The 26,361-nt window shown below is 38.8% G+C and carries 31 protein-coding genes and 2 tRNA genes; 12 read left to right on the forward strand and 21 right to left on the reverse strand.

Going from position 1 to position 26,361, the window contains the following annotated elements:
- Positions 1–2: 2 nt before the first annotated feature.
- Positions 3–686 carry an START domain-containing protein gene (locus tag EHQ59_RS12510; protein WP_135619967.1) on the forward strand — a complete coding sequence of 228 codons (684 nt, stop codon included), beginning with the start codon at positions 3–5 and terminating at the stop codon, positions 684–686.
- A 221-nt stretch (positions 687–907) separates the two neighbouring features.
- Here EHQ59_RS12510 and EHQ59_RS12515 read toward each other — a convergent pair whose 3' ends face one another.
- From EHQ59_RS12515 to EHQ59_RS12525, 3 genes are all read right to left on the reverse strand, one after another.
- On the reverse strand, positions 908–1,711 hold the full coding sequence (locus EHQ59_RS12515; protein ID WP_244245518.1) for a hypothetical protein: 804 nt from the start codon (positions 1,709–1,711) through the stop codon (positions 908–910).
- Positions 1,675–2,457, reverse strand: coding sequence for a hypothetical protein (locus tag EHQ59_RS12520; protein WP_208652371.1), 783 nt, complete (start codon positions 2,455–2,457; stop codon positions 1,675–1,677). The genes EHQ59_RS12515 and EHQ59_RS12520 overlap by 37 nt, the downstream gene beginning before the upstream one ends.
- A gap of 209 nt (positions 2,458–2,666) precedes the next feature.
- On the reverse strand, positions 2,667–4,343 hold the full coding sequence (locus EHQ59_RS12525; protein WP_135619969.1) for an acyl-CoA dehydrogenase family protein: 1,677 nt from the start codon (positions 4,341–4,343) through the stop codon (positions 2,667–2,669).
- A gap of 133 nt (positions 4,344–4,476) precedes the next feature.
- Between EHQ59_RS12525 and EHQ59_RS12530 the strand changes: the two genes are divergently transcribed.
- Positions 4,477–4,977: a crossover junction endodeoxyribonuclease RuvC gene (locus EHQ59_RS12530; protein WP_135619970.1), complete on the forward strand. Its 501-nt coding sequence runs from the start codon at positions 4,477–4,479 to the stop codon at positions 4,975–4,977.
- Here EHQ59_RS12530 and EHQ59_RS12535 read toward each other — a convergent pair.
- Positions 4,945–5,694: an SDR family oxidoreductase gene (locus EHQ59_RS12535; protein ID WP_208652372.1), complete on the reverse strand. Its 750-nt coding sequence runs from the start codon at positions 5,692–5,694 to the stop codon at positions 4,945–4,947. The two genes, EHQ59_RS12530 and EHQ59_RS12535, sit on opposite strands and share 33 nt — an antisense overlap.
- Positions 5,695–5,832: 138 nt before the next feature.
- On the opposite strand from EHQ59_RS12535, the gene EHQ59_RS12540 reads away from it, so the two are divergent.
- A complete protein-coding gene (locus EHQ59_RS12540; protein ID WP_135619971.1) occupies positions 5,833–6,423 on the forward strand; it encodes a TetR/AcrR family transcriptional regulator in 591 nt (196 codons plus the stop codon).
- Positions 6,424–6,593: 170 nt separating this feature from the next.
- On the opposite strand, the gene EHQ59_RS12545 is transcribed toward EHQ59_RS12540, so the two are convergent.
- Both EHQ59_RS12545 and EHQ59_RS17725 read right to left on the reverse strand, forming a co-directional pair.
- Complete coding sequence (locus tag EHQ59_RS12545; protein WP_135619972.1) at positions 6,594–7,124, reverse strand: DUF1697 domain-containing protein; 531 nt, start codon at positions 7,122–7,124, stop codon at positions 6,594–6,596.
- A 51-nt stretch (positions 7,125–7,175) separates the two neighbouring features.
- Entirely contained in the window at positions 7,176–8,216 is a 1,041-nt protein-coding gene (locus tag EHQ59_RS17725) for an arylesterase (RefSeq protein ID WP_167481404.1), read from the reverse strand.
- Between the two features lie 99 nt (positions 8,217–8,315).
- Here EHQ59_RS17725 and EHQ59_RS12555 point away from each other — a divergent pair, with 99 nt between their 5' ends.
- A complete protein-coding gene (locus EHQ59_RS12555; protein WP_135619973.1) occupies positions 8,316–8,606 on the forward strand; it encodes an LIMLP_16025 family protein in 291 nt (96 codons plus the stop codon).
- A gap of 93 nt (positions 8,607–8,699) precedes the next feature.
- On the opposite strand, the gene EHQ59_RS12560 is transcribed toward EHQ59_RS12555, so the two are convergent.
- Together EHQ59_RS12560 and sixA are read right to left on the reverse strand one after the other, a co-directional pair.
- A tRNA-Pro gene (locus tag EHQ59_RS12560) sits at positions 8,700–8,771 on the reverse strand.
- A gap of 72 nt (positions 8,772–8,843) precedes the next feature.
- On the reverse strand, positions 8,844–9,332 hold the full coding sequence (gene sixA, locus EHQ59_RS12565; RefSeq protein WP_135619974.1) for a phosphohistidine phosphatase SixA: 489 nt from the start codon (positions 9,330–9,332) through the stop codon (positions 8,844–8,846).
- Positions 9,333–9,404: 72 nt separating this feature from the next.
- Between sixA and EHQ59_RS12570 the strand changes: the two genes are divergently transcribed.
- From EHQ59_RS12570 to EHQ59_RS12585, 4 genes are read left to right on the forward strand one after another with little or no spacing between them, the layout of a single operon-like run.
- A complete protein-coding gene (locus EHQ59_RS12570) occupies positions 9,405–9,923 on the forward strand; it encodes an RNA pyrophosphohydrolase (protein ID WP_135619975.1) in 519 nt (172 codons plus the stop codon).
- 21 nt (positions 9,924–9,944) lie between these two features.
- Positions 9,945–10,232: an acylphosphatase gene (locus tag EHQ59_RS12575; protein ID WP_015677089.1), complete on the forward strand. Its 288-nt coding sequence runs from the start codon at positions 9,945–9,947 to the stop codon at positions 10,230–10,232.
- Between the two features lies 1 nt (position 10,233).
- Positions 10,234–11,250 (forward strand): aldo/keto reductase, encoded by a 1,017-nt coding sequence (locus EHQ59_RS12580; RefSeq protein WP_135619976.1) that lies wholly within the window; start codon positions 10,234–10,236, stop codon positions 11,248–11,250.
- A gap of 14 nt (positions 11,251–11,264) precedes the next feature.
- Positions 11,265–11,960: a hypothetical protein gene (locus EHQ59_RS12585; protein WP_135619977.1), complete on the forward strand. Its 696-nt coding sequence runs from the start codon at positions 11,265–11,267 to the stop codon at positions 11,958–11,960.
- 8 nt (positions 11,961–11,968) lie between these two features.
- Here EHQ59_RS12585 and EHQ59_RS12590 read toward each other — a convergent pair whose 3' ends face one another.
- Genes EHQ59_RS12590 through EHQ59_RS12610 form a run of 5 tightly spaced genes read right to left on the reverse strand, consistent with a single transcriptional unit; the run spans position 11,969 to position 16,285 of the window.
- Positions 11,969–12,682 carry a histidine phosphatase family protein gene (locus EHQ59_RS12590; protein WP_135619978.1) on the reverse strand — a complete coding sequence of 238 codons (714 nt, stop codon included), beginning with the start codon at positions 12,680–12,682 and terminating at the stop codon, positions 11,969–11,971.
- Positions 12,683–13,132 (reverse strand): hypothetical protein, encoded by a 450-nt coding sequence (locus tag EHQ59_RS12595; protein WP_135619979.1) that lies wholly within the window; start codon positions 13,130–13,132, stop codon positions 12,683–12,685.
- Positions 13,122–14,153: a phosphotransferase family protein gene (locus EHQ59_RS12600; RefSeq protein ID WP_135619980.1), complete on the reverse strand. Its 1,032-nt coding sequence runs from the start codon at positions 14,151–14,153 to the stop codon at positions 13,122–13,124. Before EHQ59_RS12600 ends, EHQ59_RS12595 begins: the two co-directional genes overlap by 11 nt.
- 6 nt (positions 14,154–14,159) lie before the next feature.
- Complete coding sequence (locus EHQ59_RS12605; protein WP_135619981.1) at positions 14,160–15,335, reverse strand: acyl-CoA dehydrogenase family protein; 1,176 nt, start codon at positions 15,333–15,335, stop codon at positions 14,160–14,162.
- A gap of 47 nt (positions 15,336–15,382) precedes the next feature.
- Positions 15,383–16,285 carry a LysM peptidoglycan-binding domain-containing M23 family metallopeptidase gene (locus tag EHQ59_RS12610; protein ID WP_135619982.1) on the reverse strand — a complete coding sequence of 301 codons (903 nt, stop codon included), beginning with the start codon at positions 16,283–16,285 and terminating at the stop codon, positions 15,383–15,385.
- Positions 16,286–16,363: 78 nt separating this feature from the next.
- Here EHQ59_RS12610 and EHQ59_RS12615 point away from each other — a divergent pair, with 78 nt between their 5' ends.
- Both EHQ59_RS12615 and EHQ59_RS12620 read left to right on the forward strand, forming a co-directional pair.
- Positions 16,364–17,263, forward strand: coding sequence for a CPBP family intramembrane glutamic endopeptidase (locus EHQ59_RS12615; protein ID WP_135619983.1), 900 nt, complete (start codon positions 16,364–16,366; stop codon positions 17,261–17,263).
- Entirely contained in the window at positions 17,260–18,021 is a 762-nt protein-coding gene (locus EHQ59_RS12620) for a hypothetical protein (RefSeq protein WP_135619984.1), read from the forward strand. Before EHQ59_RS12615 ends, EHQ59_RS12620 begins: the two co-directional genes overlap by 4 nt.
- Positions 18,022–18,035: 14 nt before the next feature.
- Here the strand turns inward: EHQ59_RS12620 and EHQ59_RS12625 are convergent, their stop codons facing one another.
- The gene (locus EHQ59_RS12625) at positions 18,036–18,371 is read right to left on the reverse strand and encodes a hypothetical protein (protein ID WP_135619985.1); all 336 of its coding nucleotides are present in this window, start codon (positions 18,369–18,371) and stop codon (positions 18,036–18,038) included.
- 21 nt (positions 18,372–18,392) lie between these two features.
- Here EHQ59_RS12625 and EHQ59_RS12630 point away from each other — a divergent pair, with 21 nt between their 5' ends.
- Positions 18,393–18,821: a DUF423 domain-containing protein gene (locus tag EHQ59_RS12630; protein WP_135619986.1), complete on the forward strand. Its 429-nt coding sequence runs from the start codon at positions 18,393–18,395 to the stop codon at positions 18,819–18,821.
- On the opposite strand, the gene EHQ59_RS12635 is transcribed toward EHQ59_RS12630, so the two are convergent.
- Together EHQ59_RS12635 and EHQ59_RS12640 are read right to left on the reverse strand one after the other, a co-directional pair.
- Positions 18,797–19,123 carry a hypothetical protein gene (locus tag EHQ59_RS12635; protein WP_135619987.1) on the reverse strand — a complete coding sequence of 109 codons (327 nt, stop codon included), beginning with the start codon at positions 19,121–19,123 and terminating at the stop codon, positions 18,797–18,799. The two genes, EHQ59_RS12630 and EHQ59_RS12635, sit on opposite strands and share 25 nt — an antisense overlap.
- A gap of 22 nt (positions 19,124–19,145) precedes the next feature.
- A complete protein-coding gene (locus EHQ59_RS12640; protein WP_135619988.1) occupies positions 19,146–20,657 on the reverse strand; it encodes a carboxypeptidase M32 in 1,512 nt (503 codons plus the stop codon).
- Positions 20,658–20,739: 82 nt separating this feature from the next.
- On the opposite strand from EHQ59_RS12640, the gene EHQ59_RS12645 reads away from it, so the two are divergent.
- Positions 20,740–20,810 (forward strand) — tRNA-Gly (locus EHQ59_RS12645).
- 754 nt (positions 20,811–21,564) lie between these two features.
- Here the strand turns inward: EHQ59_RS12645 and EHQ59_RS12650 are convergent.
- From EHQ59_RS12650 to EHQ59_RS12670, 5 genes are all read right to left on the reverse strand, one after another.
- Positions 21,565–21,978 carry an iron chaperone gene (locus EHQ59_RS12650; protein ID WP_135619989.1) on the reverse strand — a complete coding sequence of 138 codons (414 nt, stop codon included), beginning with the start codon at positions 21,976–21,978 and terminating at the stop codon, positions 21,565–21,567.
- 12 nt (positions 21,979–21,990) lie between these two features.
- Complete coding sequence (locus tag EHQ59_RS12655) at positions 21,991–23,382, reverse strand: MATE family efflux transporter (RefSeq protein ID WP_135619990.1); 1,392 nt, start codon at positions 23,380–23,382, stop codon at positions 21,991–21,993.
- Positions 23,383–23,407: 25 nt separating this feature from the next.
- Positions 23,408–24,370 (reverse strand): SRPBCC family protein, encoded by a 963-nt coding sequence (locus tag EHQ59_RS12660; RefSeq protein WP_135619991.1) that lies wholly within the window; start codon positions 24,368–24,370, stop codon positions 23,408–23,410.
- Positions 24,363–24,725 (reverse strand): ArsR/SmtB family transcription factor, encoded by a 363-nt coding sequence (locus tag EHQ59_RS12665; RefSeq protein WP_135619992.1) that lies wholly within the window; start codon positions 24,723–24,725, stop codon positions 24,363–24,365. Before EHQ59_RS12665 ends, EHQ59_RS12660 begins: the two co-directional genes overlap by 8 nt.
- 524 nt (positions 24,726–25,249) lie before the next feature.
- The gene (locus EHQ59_RS12670) at positions 25,250–26,332 is read right to left on the reverse strand and encodes an alkene reductase (RefSeq protein ID WP_135619993.1); all 1,083 of its coding nucleotides are present in this window, start codon (positions 26,330–26,332) and stop codon (positions 25,250–25,252) included.
- Positions 26,333–26,361 lie beyond the last annotated feature (29 nt).

Below are 26,361 nucleotides of genomic sequence, written 5' to 3' on the forward strand. Positions count from 1 at the left end.
CCATGATCAAAACACAGACGATATTCAAAATTCTCTTAGGATGTATCCTAATTACAAATGCTCTTCCACTTTTTTCCCAAGCTCCAGAGTGGTCGGAAGCCAAACGAAAAAAAGGAATTCAAATTCTCACAAGGCCTGTGGCAGGTTCGAATATCGAAGAGTTTTTAGGTAAAACAGAAGTAGACGCATCCATTTCTCAAATCATCGCCCTTCTAGTCGATCCACAATCTTGCAAAAACTTATACCACCAATGTAAGGAACTCTCTGTCCTTTCTGGTTCCGAAAAAAAATCATCCGTATATTTGCGAAATGGTGCTCCATGGCCTGTGAATGATCGCGATGTCATCATGGACCGAAGTTTTGAACAAAACGAAAAGACTCTTACCACGACGATGAAGATGAAACGATTAGATTCCAATGCAAAGGCCGCTCCATCGGGTGTCACAAGAATGCCAGCATTTGAAGGATATTGGAAACTCATTCCTCTTGCAAATGGCAAAACCAAAATCGAATACCAAGCTCATTTTGAGCCAGGTGGATCGGTTCCACAATCGGTCATCAACATGGTGTTAACTGACACTCCTTACGAAACTTTATTAAATTTAAAGTCACTCGTGGAACAAGGGAAACACAAAGAAGCCAAATACGACTGGATCAAAGAACCAGTAACAAATCCTGCAAACTAGTTTTTAATCACAAAATAGAAACGTATCCTACGAATTCAAAATGCAAAAATGAATTCGTGGGATAAAGATTGTATGTGTTCCAAGCAGATTGGAATCAAATTCACGCACATCTTCTGGTTCAATCAAACTTTCTCAAAAAAATCAAATGGAACTGGAAGGTGGAAGAATGGAATACAATCGATTCCAGAATTACACTTTTGAAATCACTCGCCTAACTGAAATTAAAAGGCAGTTCTAAAACCATAGGAAATAAAATTCGAACCACAATTGGGGTCGGGTGGACAATACAAACCAAAAATTCCAGAACGATGGTGAACTCGTAAAAAGATTTCCGTTTTTCGTTCAAAAGGAAGATACGAACTTACCTCTACCATCATATAATTGAGAAGTGCTCTGGACTCTATGGCATCTTTTTGCAGGCCAGTTTCTAAATAATAACCTTTCGCTTTATTCTCCAATCTTGGATTTTCGGATGCCAAGGACAATCCTTCCCCAAGTGAGAGACTGATGGGAGAATCATAGATTCGATTGATTTTGACAATGTAAAATGCGTTTGTTTCCCAATGTTTCATTTCGCCAAAATGTTTGGTGACATTTGCTTCCCATAAAAAATCAAACCATCGAATCCGATATTCAAGGGGTCGAGTGACTCCAATCGTTCCTATATACGATTCTTTATAATCAGTCTTCTGGCGAAAGACAATGGGAATTAGATCCGTTGTCGAAAAGATTCCACCATATAACACAACACTCCAATTTTCTTTCGGAAGCGAAATGGAATGCAGGTGGGAGATAGGAGACAATGAGAAACCAAATAAAAGTAGGATTGTAACTAGACGCTTAGCTCGATTTCGCAATCGATTTTGTGATCCCAATCGTTGGTTTGGTGATCCAAAGTCCACTAATGGATTTTTGAAATGGATTCTGATTTTGAAAATAATTTGTGAAGGTAAAAACATTTGGTTCGTAGAGAAATCCATAGATCCGTTTAAGGTTGGAACCAATCTTGGTTTCGTTTTTCCCATTCCGATAATTGTAAATGAATGGCATCATAATTTTGTAAGAACAATCGGCGTAAAAAAAGTTCATACTCTTTACAGTTTTCTGTTTTGGATTGTTCCATGGATTCCCGAAGTTTTGTTGGTTTCTCTTGGACACAATACTTTTGTAAATGAGAAGGATATCGATTGGAATTGAGTATGGGAGCTACGATACTCGAACCTGTTCCAATATAAAATGGCATGGGAGCCCAAATGGTTTCATCAGTGGATAAAAAAGAAATCCGATGTAAATTGGTTTCTCCAGAAGTCCAAACGAGTTCTGCTTCTGTTTCCATCGTTCCGTAATACATCATTGTGAGAGCAAGTAAACTGATTCCAATACTTTTGAATGGCCTTTGGCTTTCACTCCGAATGACAAGAGTTAAGTTGTCGATATTGGTGAGTTCAAATCCTCTATCCCAACGCGGAAGTTCATTTGGACTTATGGGTTTTGGTTTTGTGATGATGGGAGCCTGATTGGGATCAGGTGGTGCCATCGGAACGGTTGTAAGATCGGCAACATTTACCTGGTCCTCTAATAAAACTGCCGGGGGAACAGGAAATACCTCTGGAAATACTTTGGCAAGTATGGGATCCGTAGTGGTCCATCGAATGGAAATGGTTTTGCTTTTGGAAAGTTTTGCTTCGGAACTGAGTTCTGGCATTGGTGTTTTGCAAGACATTTGCAAAACCAAAAGAACACTGAAATAAAATACGAACTGTAACTTCATATAACAGAGATAAGATTTAGACAATACCTTAGACTTTTTTTCTAAAGAAGGAAAGAACATTATCTATTTAGATTCTAAATTTAAACATAAAAAAGCCCGATTTCTCGGGCTATTCACTCGATCATGTCGTATGTTTTATGACATACAACAAAATGTTTTAGTTGGATCTAAAACGAAAGAGAAAACTCCTCCGTTTTAGCTTCTTCTATTTAGGAAGCGAGAGCTTGGTCAAGAAGGTCTTTCGCTACTACACGAAGAGCCATTACTTCTTCCGCACCTTCAAAGATAGAGAATACACGAGCATCCACGAAGTAACGTGATACTGGATATTCTTCCGCATAACCCATACCACCATGAATTTGCATTGCTTCACGAGTCACCCACTCAGCAATTTTGGATGCATACAATTTCACAAGTGTTGCTTCCATTTGGCCTTTGTGGTCATCGAGTAACGTTGCTACATAGTTTGTGTATTGGCGAGTGGCTTGTGTGATCATTGCCATCTTCGCAATTTTAAACTTTGTTAAAGTATAATCGTAAATTGGTTTTGCGAACACTTTACGTTCTTGGGAATAACGAAGTGCTGCTTCGAGAGCTGCTTGCATCACACCATTGGCACGTGCTGCCGTTTGGATCCTTCCACCAGCAAATCCTTCCATTTGGAAGTAAAAACCTTTTCCGCGACCTGCGTCGCCACCAAGTAGGTTTTCTTTTGGAACAAAGTAGTCTTCAAAAGAAACTTCGTAAGAGTGCATTCCACGGTAACCAATCGTTCCGATTGCTTTTCCTTGGATGGAACCACCACCTTCTTGTTTGTAGCTGAACTCATGTCCTTCAAAGGATGGTTTTTCAGCAAGTAGGATTGATAGACCTCTGTGTTTGAGACTTGGGTCAGACTCTGTACGGCAAAGGATGAGAAGTAAGTTTGCATACCCTGCAAATGTACACCAAGTTTTGACTCCATTGATGACAAATCCACCTTCTACTTCTTTTGCTGTTACAGAAACTCCGGCAACATCAGAACCGTAGTTAGGTTCTGTTACCATGATCCCTGCAAATTTTTCACCAGAAGCAAGAAGTGGTAACCATTTATTTTTTTGTTCTTCGGTTCCCCCTTTGAGGAGGGCCTTCGACATAATTTCAGGACGAGTGATGAGGGAACCTGCTGCTCCGAGTGAGCCTCTAGAAAGTTCTTCTGTTACCACTAACATCGAGATGTTGTCAGGGCGATCGTTTGGTTGGATTCCACCAAACTGTTCTGGAATACAAAGACCAAAACATCCCATGTCACGAAGGCCATTGATGATCTCTTGTGGGATCAAATCATCATGTCTGTGAACATGTTCTGCGTGAGGAACAACTACGTTCTCAGCAAAGTCTTTGAAAATTCCACGGAAGTTTTCGTGGTCTTCCGAAAGTCCGTAAGCACCGAAATGTCCAAGATCAACAATCTTGTCTACGATGGCTTCGTAGTTTTCCATTTTCGATGCGGCTTCAACAAACGCATTGATTTCATCGGAAAACAATTTAGAGAATAATTCTTGGTAGGTAAGTTCGTATTCTGCAGGACGCGCTGCGAGTTCAGAACGAATGTTAGAAACAGTTTCCGCCACAAATGTAAGCGCCATTTTCTGTTCCAATTCACCAGTTCCTTTGGAAGCGTCCCAAGCATATACGATGAAGTTTTCAGCTACACGTTGTTGTGCTGTCATCCAAGCAAGTTGGTAAAACACATGTTGCGTTTTGTCCATTTTGCTGATGGAAACTTTACCGTTGTCGGAATTTTTCTGTGCGAGTCGTTTCGTAACTTCATTGAGGAGGGCGGCTTGGGCGATCAATGCCTTCTCCGCCTGGGATTTTTCGAGTTTCACTGCCGTTGCGGTCATGTGTTTAACGTTCCTGCGGGTGGTTTTCTTCCACTATACGGAAGGAAAGTACCCTGTCATTTTCATTTTTAGACTAGGTTTTGGCTTTGAGTCAGTGAAAACTGTCCGAAGATAGATTTTAGGAAAGAAATAATTGAAAATTATCGGAATTGATCCAGGGTCCCACCGAGTGGGCTATGCCATCTTGTCCTTCCCCGAGGGACAACGCCGTAACCCAAGCCTATTGGGATACGGAACCATCGAAGTGACTCCGAAAACCCCTTCCCCTGATAATTTATTGCAAATCCACAGGGAACTCCAGGCAATTCTTACTGAATTCCAACCGGAATGTGCGGCCGTCGAAGAACTGTTTTTTGTGCAAAACACGACTACGGGGATGAAGGTTTCCGAATCTCGCGGAGTGATTTTACTCACCTTGGGAGAAAACCAGATCCCGATGGTTTCCCTTACGGCCACACAAATCAAAAAAGGAATCTCTGCCAAGGGGAACGCGACCAAAAAAGAAGTGCGTGCTGCCATCCAAATGATTTTAGGATTTAAAGATCTAACAGGCCACGACGACTCTTGGGACGCCATCGCTTGTGCCTTTGTAGGTCGTTCTTTAGTTGGAAGTGCTCCGAGCCAAATTCATTGATAAAAAGATTTCATTCTTTTGTTCACGACTCACATTCGCTGTCACTGTTGAAAAACCAGTGGTGATTTCTAAATCTCCCTTTTTTAGTCCCTCTATCACACTATCCGCATACACGTCCAAATTGAGTCCCGCCGTATGTGTGTTAGGGATTCCCAAATCGGTATCAACCATCGGTGGAGATACTTCAATGACTTCGATGGGTTGATTACGAAATTGAAATCGTAAGGTCAATGTGAAGGAATGTAATGCTGCTTTTGTGGCACTATACACTGGAGCATACGCCAAAGGTATATGGGATAAACCAGAAGTTGTATTTAAAATGACCGCATTCTTCTTTGCAAACAGGTGTTTAGCGAATAACATAGAAAGATGAATGGGCGCTCCTAAATTTACATCGATTTCCTTTCCTAAGTCTGTCCAAGGTTCTAGTTCGTTTAATTTAGGATACCGTTGGATCCCTGCATTATTGAATAGTACATTGAGTTCTGGAAAATCTTTTGTAGTTTCTTGAAACAATTTTTCTCTCTCATCAGCTTTAGAAATATCACGAAGATAAGTCCCCCATTTGGGATATGTTTTCTGAATCTCTTCCAATTTCTTTACATTGGTTCCACAGACTAAAATTTGGTTTCCCAAATCAGAGAATCGTTTTGCAAGAGCCAGACCGATCCCACTTGTTCCCCCAGTGATGAGGATTGTATTTCCATTCAATTGCATTATATTTACCTTTTCCTTAGTTACATTTACATTATTTTGTAAGTTACAAAAAATCAAGTCCGTAAGTTCGCAAACTGACATTTTTTTCGTTTTGTAATTTGAGATTGACCCTCCCGATTTTCCCCGGAAACTTTCCTTATGCCAAGAACCGGTCTCACAGCCTCGGAAATCCAAGACAAAGCGGTGGAAATTGCGATCGACCAAATGCGGGCCAAAGGATTTGAAAAAGTTCGATTGGTGGATGTAGCCAAAGAAATGGGGATTAGCCATGCGGCTCTCTATTCCCATTTCCAAGACAAAACTGCACTTTTTGATGCTGTTTCGGAACGATGGCTCAAAAGATTGGATGAGAAACAAGATTTGCTTGTAACTGAAAAACGGGATCCTATCCAAAAAATCCTTACATGGTTTCTAAATTTACACCGAATGAAATTGGAAAAAGTAAAACTGGATCCTGAATTGTACAAAGCATTTGATATGGCAGCAGAAGAGTCAAAACCCTTCATTCAAACCCACTTGTCCAATATGCGAATCCAAATGTCTAGTTTGGTCACAGAAGCCATAAACCAAAAAAAAATCAAAAAACGTGATGTGAACCTTGTGGCAGAAATTCTGATTTCGGCAGGAGCGGCTTTCACTCACCCTAAACTTGTGGCCCAACATTGTCATGAGAACAGAGAATCCTTGTTAGTGGATACGATTGAGGCAGTATTGAAGGGATTAGGTTGAGATGGTAATCAATGTAGAAACTTATCTGAAACGTAATTTCGAGATGATTACTAAATATATGAAGTTTTCCAAAATATTAGATTAAACTACCAAACCACTGGTGGATTTAAAACTTAGTCTCCAAAATATTTTCCAGAGGTTAGAGAAAATGTTGGATCTCTATATTAATTTTACTCTTTTTCACCTGCTAAAAATCTAGCAGTGTTTACATTACGGATCGTCATGGATTTGTACAATTTATGGCTGATGAGTTTTGCCAATTGACTTTTGTTTACATTTTCTCGTTTGATATTCCAAAAGATGGCGCCTTTGATATAACGAATCTCTAAAAATTCTATTTTGAGAGGAAGTTCCTCAATGATTTTTTTGGAATCAGCTTCTGGAAACAAATAGGCCACATCCGTTCTTTGTGTTGGATCATTTTGCCATTCCTCTGGAATTGATTTGGCTATTTTTTTCATTTCATTTTCCGTCTTAACGATGGTTGGGATTTCAAAATCAAAGGTATTATGAAAACAGTTTTGAATTTTCATTAAAACGGATTTGGTATCTAACTCTGATTCAAAAAGAATATTACCAGAGTTAATATACGTGGAAACCTGACTGAAGCCTAAGGATTCAAAGAGGGTTCTTAATTGTTTCATATCAACTTTTCGATTCCCTCCTACATTGATTCCTCTAAATAGTGCAATGTATTTCATACTTTGTTAAAAGCGAGTCTCTACATTTGAACAAATTCTCACATCATTACTTTAAGGTTTTGGACAAACCAAAAGGAAATCTTCAAACACTTGGGAGATGAGTAGTTTGTCTTTGTACACAAGACCCGTGCTTCCTGCAGAAATTTCTGCCCCTTCGTTGGCATACACTTCCGTGATTTCTTTTGTTTCTGGATTGATTTTGAAAACTCGAGTAGGTGCTAAGTTGGTTCGGTTCATGACATGGCGAATGAATTTATAAGTAGAATCATGGGCGGCAAGCCATAACATTCCAGAATCATCTTCTAAGATATTATCTGGTCCCGCACCGATCTGAATCGATTCTAAATATTGCAAATTGATTTTGCCATTCACTCGATTCACTTCATACACACGAATTGCTTTTTCTGAAAACACTGAACGATACAATAACTCTTGATTGCCTTTTTTACGAATATAAATTCCATTTCCAAGCATCACAGGAACTTCTAAATTTTGAAAGGTTTTGCCATCATAATAGGAAATATCTGCTCTTGCACTGCGAATGATCATGTCCCAATACTTGCGAATTGCATTACTTGTTCCATTGTCATTAGAAGAAAAAATTTCACCAGACTCGTTCATAAAAATATCATTTGGACTTGTGAGAGAAGGATCACTTAAAGTTTTAGTATGTGTCCATTTGCCTGTTTTGGAACGTTCAAAGATCTCAAGTGTATGTGGATTATCCTCTTGGAGTGTGTGGGAGATGACAGCCAAAGTATCCACACCATTTACCTTCGCATAACTAATCCCATGTGGTCTAAAATTCTCTGGGTAATTGGTTTCTATTTTTTTTGCGTCTAATTTCTGTTTTGGATCGGCAAAGGAAATTTCATATAAGGCTCCAATGTCTTTTAGGCCATTTCTCCTTTCATGGGAAGAAACAATGACAGTGGAAGTTTCTCGGATGAGATCAAAGTCTTCTGGTCCAGGTGTGCCCGAAATTCGTTCACAACCAGCGATTGGTTTCTCTTGGATTTGCCCTCCACAGCTTACCAAAACTAGCAAAAAGGAGAAAATGAGGATGAGAAGTCGAAGCGAAGTCACGTGCATTTGGGTAGTTTACCCTAAAAATTCACTTTCCACTATCAATTTCTTTCTCGACATTATTGTGCAGTGCAAAATAATGGAAACCAGAAGGAGTCCTTTCCGATGAGCAACGTGGAAAACAAACTACAAGATATCGTGAATGCCGGAATTGGTGCTGTCAAAACTTCGAAAGAAGTTTGGGAGAAACTCGTCGAGGACCTAAACGAGAAAAAAAGCCAATTTGAAACCAACTTTCAAAAGCTGAAAGAACAAGGGGAAAGTGACACGAGTGACAAAGCCCTAAAAGTAAAAATGGGTGTAGCTTGGGGAATCGTTCGAATTGAAGAGCTCAAAGACAATGTTGTGAAGTATCTCGACAAAGTAAAAGAAGGCAAAGACAACAAACCTTCCTAAGGTTTTATTTTTTCATCTCACCATCCTGAATTTTCTACCGGCAGGTTTGTGCTCAAACCTGCTGGGCTTTTTGAAAAAAAAAACAATGTAACATCGGAGTGACCGGATTTGAACCGGCGACCCCTTGCCCCCCAGACAAGTGCGCTACCGCTGCGCTACACCCCGTGTTATGAAATCCAAAAACTGAATCTTACAAACTTGGTCAAGTCTTACTGATTTTAGAAAGTGGAAACTGACTTATGATCCTAAATTATCAGGTGAGATGGCCCAGATGATTTGGCCGTGGTTGAATTTTTCACGAGCAACATTGATGGCGATAGTGGAACCAGGTTGGAAAACCAAATTTTCAGACAAACTGGAATTTCCAAGAAGTTGTGCGGCAAAATAAGTAATATCAGGATTATGACCAACTAACAAAACTGTATCGGAATTGGTAAAATTCACTAAACAAGAGACGATGTCAGAACATCCCCGACCAGCCGCCAAATCATCCGAAGCCACCATTTCCCCGTTGTATTTCAATTCTTCCGATAAAATTTCTGCAGTGTGTTTGGTTCTTGTATAAGGACTGTAATAAACTTGTTTCACAGATAAAGATGAGTTTTTGATGAACTTTCCAATTTTATGAATATCACTGATTCCTTTGTCGGTAAGTTCTCTTTGTGAATCGGAAATGGTAGGTGTGGAGTTCTCTGCCTCACCGTGACGAACCAAAATGATCTTCATACTATCTCCTAATCCCAAGATTGAAACCACGGATTTCCCAAGAAACAAAAAATTAAGGAATTTCTTGCGAAAATGAATGAGAGAGACATTCTAACGATTATGACAAACAAACCCTACCGCAAAAATGTAGGCATGGTAGTATTTAACTCTTTGGGAAAAGTCATTGTCGGTGAAAGGACTCAATTTCCTGGTTCATGGCAATTTCCTCAAGGAGGAATTGATGAAGAAGAAGATTATCTAGAAGCCGCTAAACGCGAATTATACGAAGAACTTGGAATCAAAAAAGCGATTTATGTAACAGAATATCCAGATTGGATTCCATACGATTTTCCGAGTAATTTAGGACTCAATTCCCATTTACAAAAGTTTCGGGGACAATTACAAAGATGGATTTTGTTTTATTGGGATGGTGGTTTAGATGAGTGTGACCTAGTCCACCATGAACAAGAATTTTTGACCATTCGTCATATGGAATTAGAGGAAACAGTCCAAGCAGTGGTTGACTTCAAACGACCCGTTTATGAAAAGTTTGTTCCTCTTTTTAAATCAGCGATTCAAAATTACATTGCAGAGAATGTGAAAACCAAGTAAGGTATTTGTAGGAGACAATCTTTGGGAAAATCAGAAGAAGCGAGAGCAAGAATTTTAGTGCGGGGAACCGTACAGGGTGTGGGATTTCGATATTATATCTTACAAAAAGCCCAAGAAATGAGACTCAAAGGTTATACACAAAACTTACCGAATGGGGAAGTCGAAGCTGTGGTAGAAGGGGACAAACTTTTTATAGAAGATTTGTATCGTGCCATGCAACGAGGACCAACTAAGGCTAAAGTAAAGGATCATGTGATTGAATGGAGTGATCCTAAAAACCAATTCAAAACTTTTTTAATTAAAAAATAACATGAAAAAACGAAGACTTGGCAAAACAGGAATGGTGGTTTCCGAAATTTGTATGGGAACCATGACTTTTGGATCTTCATGTAACGAAGATGAGGCGTTTCGAATTTTAGATCGAGCATATGACGCAGGTATTGATTTTTATGATACAGCAGAAATTTATCCTGTTCCCCCGCAAAAATCTTGGGTTCACCGAACAGAAGAAATTTTTGGTAAATGGTTAAAAACAAAACCGAGAGATGGGATCATCCTGGCAACCAAAGTGGCAGGACCAGGCCACGGATGGTTTAGTCCACCACTTCGCGAAGGAAAAACAGCTCTCGACAAATATCATATTCGTCGCGCTATCGAAGGCTCCTTACAGAGATTAGGTGTTGAGACAATTGATTTGTACCAAACTCATTGGCCAGATCATGATGTTTCTTATGACGAAACCATGGAAGCACTGACGGAATTAAAAGAAGAAGGGAAAATTCGTTACGCGGGTTGTTCGAACGAAACATCTTTTGGACTTATGAAAAGTCTTTGGACTTCGGACAAATACAATTTGATTCGTTATGATTCCATTCAAAATAATTTTTCCATTCTCAATCGTCGTTTTGAAGATGAGTTAGCACAAGTTTGTCGCAAAGAAGGTGTATCCTTACTTCCTTATTCTCCTTTAGCAGGAGGAGTTTTAACTGGTAAGTACAATGGTGCAACCAAACCAGAAGGAGCACGTTTTGTGCGTTATATGGTGGAAGGGGAAAGACAAAAACGAATGTCGAATCGTTTTTTAAACGAATACACATTAGCTTCCACAAAAGAATTAATGGAAATTGCAGCGAAGTATGGCATGAGTTCTACCGTGATGTCTGTAGCGTGGAGTAAACAACATGATTTCGTTGCCTCTACCATCATTGGCGCCAATACAGTCGAACAATTAGAAGAGTCATTGAAGGCGACAGATGTCATTCTTTCGGATGAGATTTTATCTGAGATCAATGCTGTTTCCAAAAAAATTCAATACCCAATGGGTTAAGGACAATCTCACATATGAGTTCAAATTCCGAATATCCAAACCAACCTAACGGGAATGAGGAAAATACCGAAGTGGCAATGGAAAAAAAAGTCTCCAGATGGGAACGTATCTCCTCTGGATTATTTCGAAAGTTTTTGATTCTTTTTTTGGTGACTTATTTATTTCCGGAGTGTTCCAGTTTTGGTCCTAAAAATTCGCAAAGTAGTTTGATCATCGTCAACATGACCATTGTGAAAGATGAAATGATTTTGGATGAACTTATCGATCCTCGATTCCAAAAAGTCACGTTACGAAAAGGCGAAAATACTATCGAATATAGTGAAAGTTCGGGTCATTATTATTACTTTCAAAACTTAAAAGAAGGCCAATACGAAATCTTTGATGCCATACATTTATTGAATCGTGGCGCTTCTGATTTTGCATTTAGTAGCACCAAACAACCAAACAAAATAGATATTGATTTTGACTTAGATGAGATTCGAAAGTCAAGAGTGGATTTACAACCAGGAACCGTTGTGTTTATGGGAACTTTTCATGTTTCAGTGGATTTTAAATTCCAAGAAGAACCTAAAATTACAGTCCGCTATAGTAAAACCAATGAGGAAGAACTTGCGGCTATGGATCATTTGTATAAAAATTATCCAAGAACTGGCTGGGGACAAAAAGCAAAAAATCGAGTGAAATTACTTTCTACGTTTACCCAACCCTAACGTTTGTTTTATACAATGGTAATCAGGTCGGGATCTTGTAAGTGGGGAGTTGCATTCCAACACACAGGTTCCCAATGATTGTTTTCACGACGAAATACACTTAAAGAAGAATTCAAAATTGATTTCATAAAAATCGGAAATTCTTTAGGATTCATTTTACAAGACAAACCCATCATAATCGCAATGGGAGTGCTAGATGAAACAACTAAAGTGCTTTTGACATCATTTGGAATATGTTTTGGTCCAAGGGAAACTTTTTCGACATATTCTGTAAATGTATATGGTTCCACAGGATCCCAAACTCCATTTACCCAATCCGCTAACACAAGTTGGATGAGCTCTTGGAAATAACGTCGTGTTTCTTCTTTACCTTCTTCCCAAGCGTGTTTGTACGATTCATATAAATTTGCAAAATGTTCGTTTGTGTTTCGAATTTTTGCGGCAATACCCAACCACATCCGAGAGTCAAATTCATCCCAAGCGGAATCTTCTACAGGATCAGGAATACAAAAACGATCGTTGGTAAAACTTTTGATAATGGCTTCGGCAGTTTGTTTTTGACGGTTCAAGGAACCTGTATAAACAGAATCGAATTCAATTCTCTGACTTTTGAAATAATCTCCTAAGAGTTTTGCTTGGTTCCATCCAAGTTCTGTTAGTTGGTCATAATTTTTACCCAGTCGATCTGCTTGCCCATGTCGCACTAAATACAAATAGGACATTTAGGTTTGGAACCTCGGATTGGAAACAGAAAGGTTTTCTTTTAATTGAGATTTTACCAAATTCCAAACTTTTCCTTTGGGAGAAGGATCCAATCGAATTTCTGTGTCATTCGTTTTCGAAATTTCATTTTGGTTTCGGATTGTTTTTGCCAATTGTTGGTTCCACTCATATAAAACTTGGGATCTTTCTTTTTTAGTCAGTTTCTGAAAGATATCCATAGGATATTTAGTTTCTAAGTCGGAGAGTAAAAGTTTAGAATCTAAAATTTCCAACCAAGATTTGGTGTATTCAGAATTTTCAAATTCTCTTGCGATCACACCTAACATATTCCAAGACACAAGAGTTTTGTAAGATAACAAATCATCCCCTTCCAACTTCGGAAGTAATTCTTTCATCATAAACTCTTGGATGGTAGAAAGTAATTCTTTTGCATCAGGTCTATACTGCATTTTCCAATTCCTCAATGAGACGCATGGCTTCCCATTCCATTTCTGCTGTCCTTCTACCGATGGACGCAAGTTCGATACCTTTGTCTTTCCCAGACAAATGCCTTTCTGCTTGTTGAGCACTTCCAATCGCCCAACGTATATTTCCCATAATTTCCCAAAAAGTGACTTTGTATGGATCCACTGGGATTCCAGAAGTCATTTCGTAAGCTTTGTAAAAATCCTTTCTGTCACCGAACCCACCTACCTCTTTACCAATTCGTCCAAATCGCCAATCTCGCATACACAACCAAGCTATGTCTTCGTGACGATCTCCAAAGTGGGCAAATTCAAAATCTAAAATCCCTTGCAGACCTTCGGCATTCATCATAAAATTTCCTGTACGATAATCCCCATGAACCAAAACAATTTTATCGATGTTAGGTGCATGTAATTCCATCCAATGCAAACACAATTCAATAGCAGGATGAGCTTCCGGTAGTTCGTCAAGTGATTGGTGTAAGTCGGTAATGGATTGTGAGATATAGTTGTCGATCGGAACCAATTTTAATTTTTGTTTGAGGTCTGAATCTGTTACCATTTCAGGAACAACTGTATGGAGTTTTGCTAAATTGGATGCTAAATCACTTACCATCTTGGTTTTGCGATATCCATCTAATTCTTTGTCTTTTGTAATGTAACGACCTGTTGCTTTGCCTGCAATTTTTTCCATTAGGAAAAAAGGAGAACCGATCACAGATGATTCTTCTTCTAAAAATACAGGAGTTGGTGTTTTGACACCAGCTTTGTATACAAGTTCTGCCACTTTGAATTCATCTCGTTTGGATAAAGAAGAAAGCAGGCTTCCTCCTTTATCCGTGCGTAGAACAAGAGATTTTTTGGAAACATTCGATTGGATTTCCAATGCATAATTGTCTTGGCAAGCACCACCACTAAGATGAAAAATCTCGGTAACTTTCACAGGTTCTTTCCAAACAGATGTTAAATGGAGTTCTACCTTTTCTTGTAAGTCTTTAATGTCCATGAATCCTTAAAAATCCCATTTCTCTGATACATAGTTTCGACCAATGACCATTTTGTGCACTTCCGATGGTCCATCCGCTATCCTTGCGGCCCTTGCATCGCGGTAGAATAATTCGAGAGGAAGGTCTCTTGAGTAACCTTTTCCCCCACAAATTTGAATCGCCATATCGATTGTGTTACACAAGGACTCACTCACCTTCCACTTAGCCATCGAGGTTTCTTGTCTTGCATCTTTTCCCATTTTCAAAAGCCAAGCAGCTTTGAGAGTCAATAAGAATGCCATTTCAATTTCCGTTGCTCTTTCGGCAAACATCCATTGGATCCCTTGGTGGTCTGCGATCCTCGAACTAAACACTTCTCTTTCTTTCGCATAACTACGTGCAATCGAAAGTGTTCTTCTTGCCATTCCTGTCCAACGCATACAGTGTGTGAGCCTTGCTGGACCTAACCTTTCTTGGGACAATCGAAACCCTTCCCCCACTCGACCGAGAACCATATCTTCAGGTACTTCTACATTTTCAAAATTGAGCTCACAATGTCCTCCTGGGCCGTGTGAACCCATGAGTTCAATTTCACGAACCATAGTGTAACCTTTCGCATCGGTAGGGACAAGAAACATTGTGGTTTTCCGAAAACTTCCATTCACCTTTGCCATCACGATGAGATACTTGGCACCATTGGCTCCCGTGCAATACCACTTACGACCATTGAGAATGTATTTATCCCCTTGTTTTTCTGCATTGGTTTGTAAAGATGTGGGATCGGATCCTGCTCCTGGAGATGGTTCTGTCATTGCAAAACCAGTGCGAAGTTCTCCTTTGATGAGTGGATGTAAAATTAATTCTTTTTGTTTTTCCGTTGCCGCAAGGGAAAGTAAATGCATATTCCCTTCATCAGGTGCATCACAATTGAAAATATAAGGTGCGATGGGAGAACGACCCAGTTCGCTAAATATGATACAAGTTCCGATTAAATCCAAACCCAATCCACCTTCTGATTTTGGAAGATGTGGTGTCCAAAAACCTGCTGCCTTTACTTTAGCACGCGCTTGTTGGTTAATGTTTTCTGGCATTCGACCTTTTTCATAGTCGTAATGTTTTTCCAGAGGAATAATTTCTTCTGTTATAAAGGATTGGATATTTTTGCGAAGTGTTTCTACTTCTTGGGGAATTTCAAAGTCCATTGAATTTAAAGAAGTAACACAATCAAGATAGATCGTAAAATCTTTTTTTAATGGGAACGGAAAATAGGCCTTTCTCTTTTTGAATTTCTTCTAATTTCAAAGTGCAAATGTGGACCGGTCGCTCTACCTGTTTGTCCAACTTCCCCAATTTTTTGGCCCTTTTTTACTTTTTGTCCTTGTTTTACAGAAAAGTTCAAAAGATGTCCATATCGTGTTTCATATCCTAAACTATGTTTGATGATGATTAAATTTCCGTAACCACCTTGGGATCCAACAAAACTCACTTCTCCTTCCATCGAAGAAAATACATCTGATCCTTGTTTGGCGGCCATATCTAATCCACCATGAAATGTTTCTTTTTTTGTGAAAGGATCTAATCGTTTTCCAAAATTAGAAGAAATAATAGCGGTTGTTAGCGGGAACTGAAACCCAAATCCATAAAAAAATGATTTCTCTGATTTCCCCATAGAGATCCCAGGTAAAAACCATTTCCCACGATCAGCATCATATTGTAATTTGCTCGGATTGGTTTGGTATTTGTTCGCTAAACTTTGTTTTGTTTTGTCATCCCCTTCTGTTTCTTCTGGGTGAAACGTTCCACGCATATTAGGAATTTCCAAAACCATTCCTGGGGAAAGATCATGTGGGGAACTCAGCTCATTCACCGACGACAAGGTTTCCAAATCCATTCCTGTTCGAGCCATGATTTTGAAAAAATTATCTTCCTTTTGGACTTTGTATTGGTAATACTTGAGTGGGATTAAGGATTCGTTTTTTGTTCCCGATTTTGAAATCCTTAGATTCTCTTTGATTTCGGAACGAAGATTTTTTAAAAGAGGATTGCTGTAGTCTAAATTGGCAAGGGTAAGAGGTCCAGAAAACAAATGGGTAGTGGAGCCCAAACTGATCCAAATCAGTGTCCATTTGAGAAAAACGACGATTTTAGACATAATCTTCTAAACTGATTATCGACCTTTTCCCAAAAAAACGATGACGTTTCTTGCGGAAATTGAGGAACTGTAAGGCAGATGCAGAATCGATATTTTGAGATCTTTCGGCTCACCGCCTATTCATTGGGTCTCGTTTATGTTTGTTCCTTTTTTTATTCCGTCTTCTTTTTGGCCTTTGTGAACCATTCGGTTTTAAACCACCGGATTCCAGAAGAGCAAATCCAACCGCTGTACGAGGAATACTCGGAAGGAAAGTTGGATTTTTCAGGACTTTTGGCTGAGTACCAAAAAGTTGTGACTCCCATCAAAGACCAGTTCCAAAAAGAAATCATAGAAAATCCAAATATTTTATTCAGTGAATTTTATGAACTCGTATTTACTGATAAACCTCACTACTTATTAGGAATTTCGATTCCATGGTTTTTATGTTATGTGGGACTCGGTTATTTATTATATAAAAAAGTCTTACAAATCCCTGTGACCAACTTACAAGATGAGTTATCGATCCCCATTTTGCTTCGTGGTATAATCAATGGGTTGATCTGTTTTTTCGTAGTTGTATTCTTTGGATTGATACTCGAGCGATTATCAGTTCCTTTAGAATCTGGTTTGTTCGCGAAAAAACTTTACGAATCTCTGCATGGGAACGGTTATCTTCTTGCTTGGGGAATTTATGTGGTGGGAATCATCACCGGAATTTTAGAAGAAATCTTCTTTCGAGGATTTTTACTCAAAGCCTTTATCGATAAAGGTTTGACTCAAGAAGGTCTTCTTATCGTATCACTTTTGTTTGGTTGGCTACATTACGGAGAAGGCACTTCTGTCGCTATACCATTTATCATCTGTGGTGTAGGTATGTTTTTCGGTTATTTATATATTAAAACAGGAAATCTTTGGATATCGATGGCATGTCATGCTACTTATAATTCCTTAGGTTTGATCAATGCTTATCTTCAATTACCAGTGGTCCAATCATGAAAATTTTTAACCAAGGATTTCGAACTCGTTATATCGAAGTTTTATTATTAATCATCATATGTTTTTCTTTTCCCAATTCTCTTTTTGCTGGAGAAACAGTAGAAATATTGGGTGGCCCAGAAGATGTTAACGTTCGTTTGTTGGCCGTTCTAAACAAATTAGATCCTGATTTTTATGCAGATGAAAAAACCCAAGGTTTTGTTTATCGATATCGTCACCGATGGACCAATCCTTATGATTTTAATATCTATGTAGGGAAAGTTGGAAAAACTTCTCCTGATTCCATCATTCGTATTGAATCTCCGAGGAGAGGACAAGAGAAAATGTGGAAACAAATCATGGAACAGGAGTTATTACAAAAACCTCCCCATGAGTCTGCTGTTCCTTTGTCTGAAAAATACCATATTGTATCACAAGGTCTAAATTTGATTACACCGATGGCTTCGGTAGGTTACAATTCATGGAATTCTCCTCTTTTTACCAACCGAGATACTTTTGTTAGTATGAGTCTTTATCTTTTATGTGATCTGATTTTGGCAGGTGGAGCTTATTTATACGCTCAAGAAAATTTACCCAAAAAAAATATTTATGAAAATATGCTGAATGTAAAAGGACCTGGCAGTGTTTGGGAATCACCCAATGCAGTTGGAATTTTTGCAGCCCTAGCTGTCACCCGCGCGGTACGTGCTTTTGATGCTTGGGAAGATACAGCCGCTCACAATAAAACGGCTCAATTCGGTTGGTCTTTTAAGTTTTAGAAATTACGATTCAATTAAGATTTGAACAGGTCTCTTGCCGCATCAGAGGCACTAGATCTTTCAAAATCTTCTCTTTCAATTAAAGTAAGATCTAATCCTTCCTTATCAATCCTACTTAAAATTTTACCGATATCTCCCACCTTACTCAATTTAGTTGCTAAGTATTTAAAAGTAATTCCACAATCGGGACATTTTTTATCTTTTAGATAATTTAGGCCGAGTTTTTTACAATTCCCACAAGTTCCATAAAGATCATCGATATACAACAATTGTTTTTTGATATCTTCAACATTGAGTTGTCGCCAAACTCGAACAAATTTAGTATTCTTTCCGGATGCATCTGCAGTCATAGGCAATAGGAAGTATCGAATATGAAACTTGTCAAGAAGCAATCCGATTTGGTTCTTATCTTACTCATTTGTTTGTCTGGGTTTTTGGCCGTTGCCATAGGAGCTTTTGGTGCCCATGGTTTAAAAAGAATCATATCACCTGAACTTATGGTGATATTTGAAACAGGAAACAGATATCATTTTTATCATAGTTTGGTAGCCTTACTTACCTTTACGATCACACTAATCGCAGAACAAAATCAAACTTCAGACAAAACGAAACAATATCTCAATCGAGCTAGTTGGTTGTTTCTAATTGGAATTTTGATTTTTTCCTTTAGTTTGTATGCACTTGCCATTACAGGAATTAAAATTTTAGGAGCGATCACTCCCTTTGGAGGAGTGAGTTTTCTCTTTGGATGGTTGTTTTTGGGAATGGGGATGTATTACTTCTTCGTTCCGAAGAAATAATGGCCTTGTTTACTAATTAAATTTCTAGAGATCAGTCCGTCCGCAATGAGGAGTAAACCTTCTGCGGCGGCTTTTTTTGATTCTTCCGTTGTGTCTTTTTGTAACGCCATTAGTTCGTGAACATACTTTCTTCGTTGTAAATCCAAAACGCCTAACATGGAACCTGCGATTTTTTCATCCATTTGTAAAAACGCTAACGCTAATGTTTGAGGCGGAGTTTCATTACACAAATAAAACAATGCTAAATTATCAAAATACGAAAGTTGACTGAGTTTTTCTAATACTTGTTCTGATCCTGACATGATGGTTCCTTTTTCGATTCAATTATTTGGAAATTGAAACTTCTTTTACTTTATCCTCTAAATATGATATAAGATATTTTGCGTTTGCTGGTTCCCCAGTTGCACCTAAAACTAAATTCTCAATGGTTTCCATTTTTCCTTTGGAATGGATATTTGTTCTCAACCAAGATAATAAATCAGAGAAGTCACCTTTCGCAGAAAATTTGTTATGCGAATCAGGGTATTCTTCTGTAAATTTTTTGAAAAACTGGGCACTAAAAATATTTCCCAATGTATAAGTTGGGAAATATCCAAAGGCTCCCATCGACCAATGGATGTCTTGTAAAACACCTTCTGCATCATTTTCAATGGTCATTCCAAAACTTTCTTTCATTTTAGAATTCCAAATTTCAGGTAAATCCTTCACTTGGATCTTTCCATTGATCAAATCTCTTTCAATTTCAAAACGAAGAATGATGTGAAGATTGTAAGTAACTTGATCTGCTTCTACACGTATTTTTGATTTTTCTGTGCTATTGATGTACTGATATAATTTTTGGAATGGTAAATCTGTTTCCGATAACTCAAAGTCATCTAATAAAATTGGATACATAAACTCCCAAAAAGGTAATGATCTACCAACTTGGTTTTCCCACAAACGGCTTTGCGACTCGTGAATTCCTAAGCTTAAATATTCCGTCAATGGATTTGGCCAATTCGGCATTTTAGACAATCCAGATTCATATAATGAATGTCCCGTCTCGTGTAACACACCAAAGATGGAAGATAAAGGATCAGTTTCCGAATACCTGGTAGTAATTCGTTTATCACCTTTTCCTAAACTTGTAGAAAATGGATGGTTACTGATATCTAACCTTGATTCTTTCGTAGTGAGTCCGAGGATAGAAGGAAGTCGATTGCAGAATTTAGTTTGTTTTGTGATAGAAACTGGTTTTAGAAAAGGAGAACTAAATTGAGGAGCTTTTGCTACAATTGGTATCAATGATTTTTTTAAATCAGAAAACAAATTTTGAATTTGGTCTGCCTTGGCACCTTTCTCATATGTATCTAATAAGGCATCATACGGTTCTGTCGTATAACCAAAGTAATCTGCTTGCCTTTTAGATAATTGAACCAGTTCTTCCAATCGTTTGGAAAATAGTTTAAAGTTCTTTTCCTTTTTTGCTTCTGCCCATTCCGCATGTGCTAAGTTCGTTAGTTTAGCAAATTCGGAAACGAATTCTGAAGGCAATTTATCTGCCTTTTCTTTATCTTCCATTAGAATCTCTAACTCTCGATTCCATAACGCCCTTTCCGATTCTGGAAGTTCTTTGACGGCAGTTTTTGCGTTTTGGATTTGCTCCAAAAACGATTGATCCGTCATCCATTCATGAGTGAGCTCCGCCACGGCAGCAATTTGACTGGATCGATACTCGCGTCCCTCTTCTGGCATCATCACTTCCGAGTCCCAATGAAGGACGGAGGCAATGTCTTGGAAAAGTTTGATTTTTCGATACTGTTTTCGGTAATTTTCGAGCGCTTGTGGGAGGGCCATAGACTCATTTTCTGCCTACCTCACATTCTGGAACCAAAAATCATTGACCCTTAACCCTCAACCAAAACTATGTATTTACGTCGCGGGTGTGGTGTAACGGTAGCACAGCAGCCTTCCAAGCTTCTGGCGAGGGTTCGAGTCCCTTCGCCCGCATGACAATCTTTCTTACAAACTAATCACCAAATTCAAACCATTTGACTCGAACAGCGGCGCGAGCTGGAACATGAGTGACCCATAGGGAACGAATGTTTCAGAGAGAAAGCCACGATGGCTTTCGTCGAGCGACGCCGTGCCTCGGAGCGCAGTGAGGACAGAATGTCCGAACAGCGGAGAGGGCGAGTCCCTTCGCCCGCATGACAATCTTTCTTACAAACTAATCACCAAATTCAAACCATTTGACTCGAACAGCGGCGCGAGCTGGAACTTGAGTGACCCATAGGGAACGAATGTTTCAGAGAGAAAGCCACGATGGCTTTCGTCGAGCGACGCCGTGCCTCGGAGCGCAGTGAGGACAGAATGTCCGAACAGCGGAGAGGGCGAGTCCCTTCGCCCGCATGACAATCTTTCTTACAAACTAATCACCAAATTCAAACCATTTGACTCGAACAGCGGCGCGAGCTGGAACTTGAGTGACCCATAGGGAACGAATGTTTCAGAAAGAAAGCCACGATGGCTTTCGTCGAGCGACGCCGTGTCTAGGAGCGCAGTGAAGACAGGATGGAATGGGGGTACACGATTGATATTGGTATCCCCACCCGATTCAGGGAGGGGTTCTAGACCCGCCACCCAATGCATCCTCTTTATCATACCCAGTCGAATTTTGATATCAAAACTGAGTTTTCTAAAATTTAATTTCTAAAAAGTTCATGTTTAGAACAGGAAGAAGTAGTGTCGAAAGATGAGTGGTTCACCACCAACTATTTCTTCGAATTTTTGTTTCGATCTGTTCTGCTTTTGTTTTTTTTTCTTTTAATGTGTTTTCTTGGATTCTAAATTTTACGATTTTGCGAATCAAATCAAAAGGAATCGGTTTGTCCAAAGGAAATTGAATCGAACCTTTTCCTATTTTATAATTTGCTAGTTCCTTTTGAAATTTTGTATTTCCAGAAGGCAAAGCATAAAATCCAATATGTGTGCGAAACGCTGCAAAGTGAACCAGATTACCTCCTTGGATAAATGTTGGTATTGCATATCGAATCGCCTCACTTGAATTTGGTGCTGCTTCTCGAATTGTATTTCTCACATTCGTTAAAATCGTTTGAACTTCTTTTGGGAAAGATTGTATATATTCATCGATTGTACTTGGTGATTTTGTTTTCATGATTTTTATCGATTACACTTTGGTTTCTTTCCATTTCCCTTTCGTAAACAGCCACAGAGTATAAACTCCTACTGAAGTTTCCGAAATCATCATAGCCCAAAAAACTCCACTATAACCGAAATTCAAATATTTGCCTAAAGTATATGCCAGTGGAATTTGAATGATCCAAAAAAAGATAACATTGATTTTAGTAGGAGTCATTGTATCTCCAGCACCATTAAATGCCTGACTTGCCGCCATCCACCAAGCATAAATAAAGTAAGAATAAGAAACAATTCTTAGCCACTCCGATCCAATCATAATCACAGTTGGATCAGAACTAAATATGGAAATGATTCCTTCACTATAAAAGAAATATATGATCGAAACAAGAATTAAGTAACCCATATTACAAAATCCAGTAAACCAAACGGACTGCTCAGCACGATCCGGTTTACCTGCGCCAAGATTTTGACCAACGAGGGTGGCAACTGCATTCGACATTCCCCAAGATGGCATCATGGTAAACATCATAGTTCGTAAAGCAATGGTTGCACCTGCAACGGTTTGACTACCGAATTCGGAGAGGATTCTCATAATAAAGATCCAAGATGTCATTCCCACAATCATTTGTCCAATTCCACCCAAAGAAGTTTTGAGGATTCCAAAGATAGTATCCCATTCGATTTTCAAATGACGAACGAAAATTTTGATATGTTTTCCACCTTTAAACAACAACCAAAACTGAAACATAACACCGATTCCACGACCTATCGTAGTTGCAATCGCAGCTCCTGTGATTCCATAAGCTGGAATCGGACCCCAACCGAATATAAAAATAGGATCGAGTATGATATTGAATCCATTGGCAATCCATAATACTTTCATGGATATAGCTGCATCTCCTGCACCTCTAAATACTGCATTGATCAAAAAAAGCAATATAATGACAATATTTCCACCTAACATCCATTGCATGTATTGATAACCTTCATTGAGAACCCATTCATCTGCTCCCATTAATGCCAGCAGTTCTTTGGAATAAATGATACCAGCAATTGCAAAAGGAATCGATGCAAAAATAGCAATCCATAGAGATTGGATGGCTGCAATTCCAGCCTTATCCATTTCCTTTTCACCAATTCTTCTTGCAACAATTGCAGTCACAGAAAATGACAAACCCATAGCAACCGAATACAATAAAAATAGATAAGTTTCTGTTAAACCAACTGTGGCAACGGCGGATGCACCCAAAGTTCCTACAAAATAAATGTCAACTACTGCAAAAACAGATTCTAACACTAGCTCCAATATCATAGGAACTGACAGTAAAAAGATCGCTTTTTTAAGATTTACTTCAGTATAATCCTCTTCCGATCCAGATAGAGCTTTTTTTAAGTCATTCCACAAACTTGCACTTGTCATATTTTAAATTCCTAAAAATTGAATTCTATTTTGATAAATAGCCATTTAGTCTACTTAATGTTTGGTGAGCACCTTCAATCGCACCAAAGTTAACTACCGCATTTCGTTTTTCTGGACTTGAGAATGCCATTTTCATTTTAATGATTGTATGGTTGTTTTTGGTTGGAGTAAACCAAATCTTCACGAAAAAGTCATCATCTTTTGTATCACTACCTGATCCATGATGGTATTCAAGGTATTCATTTTCCTGAATTGATTTATATTTGATTACATTCGGATATACTTTACCATCTTCACTCACCATTTTAAAGATCCATTCTCCACCTACTCTAAATTCCCTTGAATCAGTGGTTGTTGTGAACCCATTAGGTCCCCACCAGGACTGAATATGATTTGAATCAGTAAACGCTTGATAAACTAAATCTAAAGGATGTGCTAATTCTTTTTCGATCACTAGCTCATTTGGGGAAGGCAAAGCTTCGGATTCGAGTTTTTCAAAACTTTGTGACCAACCTTCCTTCATACCTGATTTAGCAAATCCATCACGAATTTGATTGTTCATAAATTCTGTGATTAATATTACTTGAGTGAAGTTATCTTCTTCTTCAAACAATACTCGAAGTTTCGAATTAAGAATCGAACGATCACCTCTTACTCCAGCCATTTTTTGAACTTCTTTAACCCATTCTTCTGGATGTTCATCAACTAAATCACTCATCACAAAACTTTCATAAGGTGTAATTTCCAAAAATTTACCTACCACAGGATAGTCGATTCCTTCAGGTGACCTCATAACAATTCGATATGATCCACCTACTTTAAAATCAAACTCAACTGTTGGATTTGAAAATCCTTTTGGACCCCACCATTTTTCAAGATGTAATGGATTCGTCCAAACTTCCCATACCAGTTTTAATGGTGCCTGAAATTTTCGTTCAATTCGTACGATTTTTTCCTCTAGTGTTACAATAACATTTGATTCAAACATTCTTTTGATTCCTTTGCGATTTTTGAAGTTCCTTAAGATATTCATCAAGTCGATCCAATCGATCTTCCCATAACTTTTTATATTGTTGCAGCCATATATTCGCTTCTTCTAATGCTTCCACTTTGATTCTGCAAGGGCGATATTGAGCAGACTTTCCTCTCTCGATCAAACCAGCTTTTTCTAGTACTTTGATATGTTTGGAAATTCCGGGTAAACTCATCTCAAAAGGTTCAGCCAATTCCAAAACGGTGGCTTCTCCCGAAACCAATTGCATCAGGATCTTTCTTCGAGTTGGATCCGCTAGGGCCTGGAAAGTGGAATTTAACTGTTCTTCCTTTTCTTCTAATTTTACCATTTAGCTAATTAACCTTTTGGTTAAATAATAAAATGAGTAAAGAAACGTCAAGGGAATTTGGAAGCGAATTAGGATATTTTTGAAAGTGAAGGCGGTACACGATGGATATCCGTATCCCCACCCGATTGAGGGTGGGGTTCTAGACCCGCCACCCAATGCCTCCTCCGTATCACAACCGAACTCCCTAGAAAAGAATAATCCCAATTTTCCCTGTTTTAATTCCAAAAGGTTCACCTTTCAGCAATAGGAGCCGTAGAGAGCCACCAATGAATGAGGGTATTCAGGAATAATGCCCTTTGCCAGGGATCTGGAGGGCTTGGTCCCTGGACATTGTTAAATGGTCAGGGACGGAAGCGAACGCGCACCCCGGAGGAGCCCGGTCACGTTTTCAAATGTTTGTTAGTTATCATTAGTTTGTGAGGCGCCTAATCTAAGCAATGCGAATCAAGTTACCAAGAGGTAATCCATGTTTGGATTTTAACATTGGTAACTTTTGTTTTGTTCTATTGATGAAAGTGGAAAGTTTACTTTACTTCAGCAAAAGGATAATCGGTGTAACCTTTTTCACCTGGGGTATATAATGTTGTTTCATCAAAATTGACTAAAGCGATATTTTTTTGAAAACGAGTGACTAAATCTGGATTGGCTAAAAATGGTTTCCCAAATGCCACCAAATTCGCGTTACCTGATTCGATATCCTTTTCTGCGCGAATGGCATCATAACCACCACTTAGAATCAAAGTTCCTTTAAAATGATTTCGTATCGCAGACACGGTCTTTGGTTCAACAACAGGTGCACCCATTGAGGAATGATCCACCAAATGGATGTAAACAATTCCAATCTCTTTTAATTTTTCTGCGAGCAGTGAATATTCTTCGTGTGTTTCTGGAAATGGATACAAATCATTAAAAGCGCCGTAAGGAGACAGACGAATTCCTGTTTTTTCTTTACCGATGGCCGCACTCACTGCTTTAGCAACTTCTAATACAAAACGAATTCGATTTTCAATTGATCCACCATATTCATCAGTTCGTTGATTCGAAGAAGGATGTAAAAACTGTTCCAACAAATATCCGTTTGCTGCATGAAGCTCCACTCCGTCAAAACCGGCTTCGATTGCATTTTTTGATGCACTTACAAATTCAGAGATGGTAGATTGAATTTCTTCTTTTGACATTTCCTTCGGAACAGGATGATCTAACATACCTTTTTCATCTGTCCACATTTTACCTTGTGCGAGAATCGCAGATGGACCCAACACTTTTGCGGATTTCGGTAAATTCAATTCATGTCCAATCCGGCCAGTATGCATCAATTGCACAAATATTTTACTCTCTTTCTTATGAACTCTTTCGGTGACTTGTTTCCAAGCTGCGGTTTGTTCTTTGGAAAAAATTCCGGGGATTCTCGCATAACCAAGACCATTCGGTGATGGAGAGGTCCCTTCGGTGATGATGAGGCCAGCTTCAGCCCTTTGTTCGTAATACTTGGCTACAATCTCGCCTGGAATATTTCCAATGGACCTTGATCGTGTCATGGGGGCCATCACCACATGGTTTTTTAATTCTAAGTTTCCTAATTTTGTTTTTTCGTACAATCGGTTCATATCAATTCCTTCTTTGTTGCTGCAATATA

Origin of the sequence: Leptospira kemamanensis, from assembly GCF_004769665.1 — a bacterium.
Lineage (GTDB): Bacteria > Spirochaetota > Leptospiria > Leptospirales > Leptospiraceae > Leptospira_A > Leptospira_A kemamanensis.

What these genes read in the sequence shown, in the direction of transcription:
- EHQ59_RS12615 (WP_135619983.1), top strand. Translation starts at nt 16,364, where the DNA reads ATGCAGAATCGATATTTTGAGATCTTTCGGCTCACCGCCTATTCATTG.
- EHQ59_RS12515 (WP_244245518.1), bottom strand. Translation starts at nt 1,711, where the DNA reads ATGGGAAAAACGAAACCAAGATTGGTTCCAACCTTAAACGGATCTATG.
- EHQ59_RS12570 (WP_135619975.1), top strand. Translation starts at nt 9,405, where the DNA reads ATGAATGAGAGAGACATTCTAACGATTATGACAAACAAACCCTACCGC.
- EHQ59_RS12605 (WP_135619981.1), bottom strand. Translation starts at nt 15,335, where the DNA reads ATGGACTTTGAAATTCCCCAAGAAGTAGAAACACTTCGCAAAAATATC.
- sixA (WP_135619974.1), bottom strand. Translation starts at nt 9,332, where the DNA reads ATGAAGATCATTTTGGTTCGTCACGGTGAGGCAGAGAACTCCACACCT.
- EHQ59_RS12580 (WP_135619976.1), top strand. Translation starts at nt 10,234, where the DNA reads ATGAAAAAACGAAGACTTGGCAAAACAGGAATGGTGGTTTCCGAAATT.
- EHQ59_RS12540 (WP_135619971.1), top strand. Translation starts at nt 5,833, where the DNA reads ATGCCAAGAACCGGTCTCACAGCCTCGGAAATCCAAGACAAAGCGGTG.
- EHQ59_RS12555 (WP_135619973.1), top strand. Translation starts at nt 8,316, where the DNA reads ATGAGCAACGTGGAAAACAAACTACAAGATATCGTGAATGCCGGAATT.
- EHQ59_RS12630 (WP_135619986.1), top strand. Translation starts at nt 18,393, where the DNA reads ATGAAACTTGTCAAGAAGCAATCCGATTTGGTTCTTATCTTACTCATT.
- EHQ59_RS17725 (WP_167481404.1), bottom strand. Translation starts at nt 8,216, where the DNA reads ATGCACGTGACTTCGCTTCGACTTCTCATCCTCATTTTCTCCTTTTTG.
- EHQ59_RS12510 (WP_135619967.1), top strand. Translation starts at nt 3, where the DNA reads ATGATCAAAACACAGACGATATTCAAAATTCTCTTAGGATGTATCCTA.
- EHQ59_RS12665 (WP_135619992.1), bottom strand. Translation starts at nt 24,725, where the DNA reads ATGGTAAAATTAGAAGAAAAGGAAGAACAGTTAAATTCCACTTTCCAG.
- EHQ59_RS12600 (WP_135619980.1), bottom strand. Translation starts at nt 14,153, where the DNA reads ATGGACATTAAAGACTTACAAGAAAAGGTAGAACTCCATTTAACATCT.
- EHQ59_RS12525 (WP_135619969.1), bottom strand. Translation starts at nt 4,343, where the DNA reads ATGACCGCAACGGCAGTGAAACTCGAAAAATCCCAGGCGGAGAAGGCA.
- EHQ59_RS12635 (WP_135619987.1), bottom strand. Translation starts at nt 19,123, where the DNA reads ATGTCAGGATCAGAACAAGTATTAGAAAAACTCAGTCAACTTTCGTAT.
- EHQ59_RS12590 (WP_135619978.1), bottom strand. Translation starts at nt 12,682, where the DNA reads ATGTCCTATTTGTATTTAGTGCGACATGGGCAAGCAGATCGACTGGGT.
- EHQ59_RS12620 (WP_135619984.1), top strand. Translation starts at nt 17,260, where the DNA reads ATGAAAATTTTTAACCAAGGATTTCGAACTCGTTATATCGAAGTTTTA.
- EHQ59_RS12650 (WP_135619989.1), bottom strand. Translation starts at nt 21,978, where the DNA reads ATGAAAACAAAATCACCAAGTACAATCGATGAATATATACAATCTTTC.
- EHQ59_RS12625 (WP_135619985.1), bottom strand. Translation starts at nt 18,371, where the DNA reads ATGACTGCAGATGCATCCGGAAAGAATACTAAATTTGTTCGAGTTTGG.
- EHQ59_RS12535 (WP_208652372.1), bottom strand. Translation starts at nt 5,694, where the DNA reads ATGCAATTGAATGGAAATACAATCCTCATCACTGGGGGAACAAGTGGG.
- EHQ59_RS12595 (WP_135619979.1), bottom strand. Translation starts at nt 13,132, where the DNA reads ATGCAGTATAGACCTGATGCAAAAGAATTACTTTCTACCATCCAAGAG.
- EHQ59_RS12655 (WP_135619990.1), bottom strand. Translation starts at nt 23,382, where the DNA reads ATGACAAGTGCAAGTTTGTGGAATGACTTAAAAAAAGCTCTATCTGGA.
- EHQ59_RS12520 (WP_208652371.1), bottom strand. Translation starts at nt 2,457, where the DNA reads ATGAAGTTACAGTTCGTATTTTATTTCAGTGTTCTTTTGGTTTTGCAA.
- EHQ59_RS12640 (WP_135619988.1), bottom strand. Translation starts at nt 20,657, where the DNA reads ATGGCCCTCCCACAAGCGCTCGAAAATTACCGAAAACAGTATCGAAAA.
- EHQ59_RS12660 (WP_135619991.1), bottom strand. Translation starts at nt 24,370, where the DNA reads ATGTTTGAATCAAATGTTATTGTAACACTAGAGGAAAAAATCGTACGA.
- EHQ59_RS12610 (WP_135619982.1), bottom strand. Translation starts at nt 16,285, where the DNA reads ATGTCTAAAATCGTCGTTTTTCTCAAATGGACACTGATTTGGATCAGT.
- EHQ59_RS12545 (WP_135619972.1), bottom strand. Translation starts at nt 7,124, where the DNA reads ATGAAATACATTGCACTATTTAGAGGAATCAATGTAGGAGGGAATCGA.
- EHQ59_RS12670 (WP_135619993.1), bottom strand. Translation starts at nt 26,332, where the DNA reads ATGAACCGATTGTACGAAAAAACAAAATTAGGAAACTTAGAATTAAAA.
- EHQ59_RS12585 (WP_135619977.1), top strand. Translation starts at nt 11,265, where the DNA reads ATGAGTTCAAATTCCGAATATCCAAACCAACCTAACGGGAATGAGGAA.